Source organism: Micromonospora hortensis (assembly GCF_022230935.1).
Taxonomy (GTDB): domain Bacteria; phylum Actinomycetota; class Actinomycetes; order Mycobacteriales; family Micromonosporaceae; genus Micromonospora; species Micromonospora hortensis.
In genome coordinates this window covers 1-5,696 of sequence record NZ_JAKKFE010000036.1, presented here as the reverse complement: position 1 = coordinate 5,696, position 5,696 = coordinate 1, and the positions used below count along the sequence as shown (strand labels likewise).

General features: G+C 72.6%; 4 protein-coding genes. All 4 read left to right on the top strand.

Annotated features, from left to right (window positions below):
* The first annotated feature begins 481 nt into the window (after positions 1–481).
* The 4 genes from NIE111_RS24355 (at position 482) to NIE111_RS24340 (ending at position 5,117) form a co-directional block, all read left to right on the top strand.
* The gene (locus tag NIE111_RS24355; protein WP_238686667.1) at positions 482–1,645 is read left to right on the top strand and encodes a sensor histidine kinase; all 1,164 of its coding nucleotides are present in this window, start codon (positions 482–484) and stop codon (positions 1,643–1,645) included.
* The gene (locus NIE111_RS24350) at positions 1,642–2,298 is read left to right on the top strand and encodes a response regulator transcription factor (protein ID WP_112678685.1); all 657 of its coding nucleotides are present in this window, start codon (positions 1,642–1,644) and stop codon (positions 2,296–2,298) included. The genes NIE111_RS24355 and NIE111_RS24350 overlap by 4 nt, the downstream gene beginning before the upstream one ends.
* 114 nt (positions 2,299–2,412) lie before the next feature.
* Entirely contained in the window at positions 2,413–3,972 is a 1,560-nt protein-coding gene (gene ffh / locus NIE111_RS24345; RefSeq protein ID WP_238686666.1) for a signal recognition particle protein, read from the top strand.
* Between the two features lie 65 nt (positions 3,973–4,037).
* Positions 4,038–5,117 (top strand): amidohydrolase family protein, encoded by a 1,080-nt coding sequence (locus tag NIE111_RS24340; protein WP_238686665.1) that lies wholly within the window; start codon positions 4,038–4,040, stop codon positions 5,115–5,117.
* Positions 5,118–5,696: the final 579 nt, after the last annotated feature.

Below are 5,696 nucleotides of genomic sequence, written 5' to 3'. Positions count from 1 at the left end.
GACGACGCCCCCCGAGCCCGCCTGGAAGCCGCAGTCCTAGCCGCCGTCTAACCGCCCCGCCGTTTCCCGCTGCCCCGCCCCGCGTTTCCCGCTGCCCCGCCCCGCGTTCCCCGCGTTCCCCGCGTTTCCCCGCGTTTCCCCGCGTTCCCCGCGTTCCCCGCGTTCCCCGCGTTCCCCGCGTTCCCCGCGTTCCCCGCGTTCCCCGCGTTCCCCGCGTTCCCCGCGTTCCCCGCGTTCCCCGCGTTCCCCGCGTTCCCCGCGTTCCCCGCGTTCCCCGCGTTCCCCGCGTTCCCCGCGTCGATCTTGCACTTTGTGTCCCCGCGTACCGCGCAAAAGCCACATCCTGGCGACACAAAGTGCAAGATCGCGAGGGCGCGGGGGTGAGGGTGGATGGGCGGGGTGGGGGTACGTCCGGGGGCGTAGGGGCGGCGCCGCTCGTGGACGGACGTCGAGCGGCACCTGCGCGGGCAGAATGACGGCCATGCGACAGGGCGGGCAGTGGCGGTGGCCGGAGGTGGCGGCGGATGTCGCGCTGGCCCTGGTGCTGCTCGGGTTCGGGTTGCTCGCCACCGGTCTGGCCGGGGACAACCAGCCGGGGTCGAGGCCGGTGGACGCCGCCAGTCGGGTGCTGATCGCCGTCGCCGCGCTCGCCCTGCTGGTCCGGCGGCGCTCTCCCGTCGCCGCCCTCGCCGTGGTCACAGTGGCCACCTCGACGTACCTGCTGACCGGCTACCCGTACGGGCCGATTCTGGTCACGTTCCTGGTCGCGGTCTACACAGTGGCCGTGCGGCTGCCGGTGCGACCGGCGGCGCTCGCCACCGGTGGGGCGTTCGTCCTGTTGTTGGCGCACGTCTTCTTCGGGCGGGGGCCGGCGCCGGGTTGGACGGGAGTGCTGCCCGCGTCGGCCTGGGTGGTCGTACCGCTCGCCGTGGGGGTGGTGGTGCGGGTGAGCCGTGAGGCGACAGCGCGTACCCGTGCCGAAGAGGCCCGCAGGCGAGTTGAGCAGGCGCGACGGCAGGCCGACGAGGAGCGGCTGCGCATCGCGCAGGAGGTGCACGACGTGGTGGGGCACGGGCTGGCCGCGATCAGCATGCAGGCGGAGATCGCCCTGCACCTGCTGCCGAAGCGGCCGGAGCAGGCGGAGGTGGCGCTGACCGCGATCAGCCGGACCAGCCGCGAGGCGCTGGACGAGCTGCGGGTCACCCTGGGCGCGGTGCGGCGGGGCGCGGAGCGCACACCGGTACCCGGCCTGGCCCGGCTTTCCGCGCTGCGCGACCGGCTCGCCGGGGCGGGGCTCGCCGTCGAGGTGCGCGTGGTCGGGGACCCCCGGGAGGTGCCGGCCGCCGTCGACCTGGCCGCGTACCGGGTGGTGCAGGAGGCGTTGACGAACGTGCTGCGTCACGCGGGGGTGGCGAGCGCGGAGGTGACGGTGGGCTACCGCGCCGACGAGGTGACGGTCGAGGTCACCGACCGGGGGGTGGGTGCCGGCCGCCCCGGGACGGCTCCTGCCGACGACGAGGGTGGCCACGGTCTGGCCGGGATGCGCGAGCGGGTCGCGGCGCTGGGCGGGCGGTTGAGCACCGGGCCGCTTGCCGGGGGCGGGTTCCGGGTGTACGCCGGGCTGCCCGTGGAGCCGACGACGTGATCCGGGTGCTGATCGCCGACGACCAGGACCTGGTCCGGCTCGGGCTGCGCGCGCTGGTGGAGAGCGAGGACGACCTGGCGCTGGCCGGTGAGGCGTCCGACGGGCTGCGGGCTGTCGAGTTGGCCCGTCGGGAACGGCCGGACGTGGTGCTGATGGACATCCGGATGCCCGGCATCGACGGCATCGAGGCGACCCGCCGTATCGTCGCCGACCCCGACCTGACCGGCACGCGGGTGGTGGTGCTCACCACCTTCGAGCTGGACGAGTACGTCTTCGACGCGCTGCGCCACGGTGCGAGCGGGTTCCTCACCAAGGACACCAGGCCGGCTGAGCTGCTGCGCGCGATCCGGCTCGTCGCCGAGGGGGAGGCGCTGCTGTCGCCGTCGGTGACCCGTCGGGTGGTGCGGGAGTTCGCGACCCGGCCGTCCCGGGTGCTTCGTCCGCACCCCCGACTCGAGGCGCTGACCGATCGGGAGCGGCAGGTCGTCGGCCTGGTCGGTGAGGGCCTGAACAACGAGGAGATCGCCGCACGGTTGGTGGTCAGCCCGGCGACCGCGCGGACCCACGTCAGCCGGGCGATGGGCAAGCTGGGAGCCCGGGATCGGGCCCAGCTCGTCGTGTTCGCGTACCAGTCGGGGTTGGTGTCGGGGTGAGGCCCGGGCCGGGCGACAGCGGCCCTACGGCCGGGCGGTTACCCTAGCGGTGGCCGGACTCCGCAGTGCCGGCCGCGTTGTGCCCGCCGGAACACTGACAAACGGGATGTTCGCGTGTTTGACACCTTGAGTGACCGCCTGTCCGGGATCTTCACCAAGCTCCGCGGCAAGGGGCGGCTCACCGACGCCGACATCGACGCCACCGCGCGCGAGATCCGCCTCGCGCTGCTGGAGGCGGACGTCGCGCTGCCGGTGGTCAAGGGCTTCATCGCGGCCGTCAAGGAGCGGGCGCGCAGCTCCGAGGTCTCCCAGGCGCTGAACCCGGCCCAGCAGATCATCAAGATCGTCAACGAAGAGCTGATCACCGTGCTCGGCGGCGAGGGCCGACGGCTCCAGTTCGCCAAGCAGCCGCCGACCGTGATCATGTTGGCAGGCCTCCAGGGTTCCGGTAAGACGACCCTCGCCGGCAAGCTGGCCCGCTGGCTCAAGGGCCAGGGGCACCAGCCGCTGCTGGTCGCCGCCGACCTTCAGCGCCCCAACGCCGTCGGGCAGCTCCAGGTGCTCGGTGGCCGGGCCGGTGTCGAGGTGTACGCCCCGGAGCCCGGCAACGGCACCGGTGACCCCGTGCAGGTGGCCCGCGCGTCGATCGAGCACGCGAAGCGCTCCGCACGCGACATCGTCATCGTCGACACCGCCGGCCGGCTCGGCATCGACGCCGAGATGATGCAGCAGGCCGCCGACATCCGCGACGCCGTCTCGCCGGACGAGGTCATCTTCGTCATCGACGCGATGGTCGGTCAGGACGCCGTCCGCACCGCCGAGGCGTTCCGCGACGGCGTCGGCATCACCGGTGTGGTGCTCTCCAAGCTCGACGGCGACGCCCGTGGTGGTGCCGCGCTGTCGGTCCGCGAGGTCACCGGGCAGCCGATCCTCTTCGCCTCCACCGGTGAGAAGCTGGAGGACTTCGACGTCTTCCACCCCGACCGGATGGCCAGCCGGATCCTCGGCATGGGCGACGTCCTCACTCTGATCGAGCAGGCCGAGCAGGCCTTCGACTCCGATCAGAAGGAGAAGATGACCGCCAAGCTGATGGGCGGTGAGCAGTTCACCCTGGACGACTTCCTCGACCAGCTCATCGCGGTGCGGCGGATGGGCCCGATCGCCAACGTCCTGGCCATGATGCCCGGCATGGGGCAGATGAAGGACCAGCTCGCCGAGCTGGACGACAGCCACTTCGACCGGGTCACCGCGATCATCCGGTCGATGACCCCGGGCGAGCGGACCAACCCGAAGATCATCAACGGTTCCCGCCGGGCGCGCATCGCCAACGGCTCCGGGGTCACAGTGATGGACGTCAACCAGCTGCTCAACCGCTTCGCCGACGCGCAGAAGATGATGAAGCAGATGGGCGGCATGATGGGCCTGCCCGGCGGCGGCCGCCGCAAGGCGACCAAGTCGCCGAAGAACAAGCGCAAGGGCACCAAGGGTGGCGGTCGTCCGCGTACCGGCGCCGGCGCCGGGATGCCCGCGGGCTTCCCGGGTGGCATGCCGCAGCTCCCGCCGGGGATGGACCCGAACGACCTCGCTGGCGGCCAGGGCCTGCCGCCCGGCTTCAAGCTCCCTAAGATCGACTTCAACAAGCTCGGCAAGGGTGGCGACAACCGCCCCCGCTGACCTCCGTGCGGGTCGAGGACGACCTGCCCGCCCCCGACGGGGAGTGATCGGGTAGGACTGTGCGCATGGCTCTTCATGTGCGCGGCGTGCTGCTCCCCGACGACGAGGTACGGGATCTCTGGCTGGTCGGCGACCGGGTGACCTTCACCCCGGTGCCCGGCGCGGAGACCGTCGTCGACGGTGGCTTCGTGCTGCCGGGGCTGGTCGACGCGCATTGCCACATCGGCATCGCCCGAGGTGGCGCCCCGATCACCTCGCTCGACCAGGCCCGCGCGTTGGCCCACGTCGACCGGGACGCCGGGGTGCTGGCGATCCGGGACGCCGGCTCGCCGTACCCGTACCCCGAACTCGACGACGAGCCGGGCCTGCCGCGACTGGCCCGCGCGGGCCAGCACGTCGCCCCGCCGAAGCGCTACCTGCGCGACATCGGCGTGGAGGTCGACGCGGCCGAGGTGGCCGCCACCGTGGCCGCGCAGGCGCGGGCCGGCAACGGCTGGGTCAAGCTGGTCGGCGACTGGATCGACCGGGGCGTCGGTGACCTGGCGCCAGCCTGGGACGCGGACACCCTCACCGCCGCCGTGCGGGCCGCGCACGACGCCGGGGTACGCGCCGCGGTGCACACGTTCTCCGAATCGGCCGTCGAGATCATGGTGCGGGCCGGGGTGGACTCGGTGGAGCACGGCACCGGGCTCAGCCTCGACCTGATCGACGAGATGGCCCGCCAGGGCACCGCCCTGGTCCCCACGATGATCAACATCGCGACCTTCGGGGGCATCGCCGAGCAGGCGCGGGGCAAGTTCCCCGGGTACGCCGACCACATGCTCGCGCTGCGCGACGGCTTCCCCGAGGTGGTGCGTGCCGCGTACGAGGCCGGGGTGCCCATCTACGTGGGCACCGACGCCGGCGGCGGCATCGATCACGGGCTGGCCGCCGAGGAGATGCTGCTGCTGCACGAACGGGCCGGCATGGCGCCTACCGACGTACTCGCCGCTGCCTCCTGGGGCGCCCGTGCGTGGCTCGGCTTCGCCGGCCTGGTCGAAGGCGGCCTCGCCGACCTGACCGTCTACCCCGAAGACCCCCGTAGTGACCTGCGCGTCGTCCGCGCCCCGTCGCGCACGATCCTCCGCGGCCGCGTCATCCGCTGACCCCGCCGGCACCCCGCCACCCGGTGTGGCGCCGGCCGAGCCTGACCGTGCGGACCGTGCCGGCCGTGTCCGTGCCGACCCGCGCCGGACGTGGCGCAAGATCGTCCGCGGCCCGGCCCGCCGCGGCGCGGCGTGGCCCGACCCGGCCCTACGCGGCGCGAGGCGGCCCGGCCCGGCGCAAGATCGTGCTCGATCCGGGTTGTAGTGGCATCCCCGAACCCCGAGGCCCCTACATCCAGGATCGAGCGCGATCTTGGTGTTCGGCGAGATCAAGACCCGCGCAACATCGGGGATGTTGCTGTCTCCCGCGCGCCTGAGGCAGCAACATCTGGCAAGTTGCTCGGATCTTGGTGCGGGGTGCGGGGTGCGGGGTGCGGGGTGCGGGGTGCGGGGTGCGGGGTGCGGGGTGCGGGCTGCGAGGTGCGGGCTGCGGGAGTGTGAGGTCGGAGTGCGGCGGATAGTCGGTGAGGGGATGGGTTGCGAGATGGGTGGGCCGCGGGTCGCGTACTGAGAGTGTCGGTCTTAGTAGAGGAGTGATGCATCGTTGTATTGATGTTTAGGTGTTTGTCTAGTACTATT

Excerpts from the sequence above, each read along its gene's own strand:
- NIE111_RS24355 (WP_238686667.1), top strand. The coding sequence starts at position 482 with ATGCGACAGGGCGGGCAGTGGCGGTGGCCGGAGGTGGCGGCGGATGTC.
- NIE111_RS24340 (WP_238686665.1), top strand. The coding sequence starts at position 4,038 with ATGGCTCTTCATGTGCGCGGCGTGCTGCTCCCCGACGACGAGGTACGG.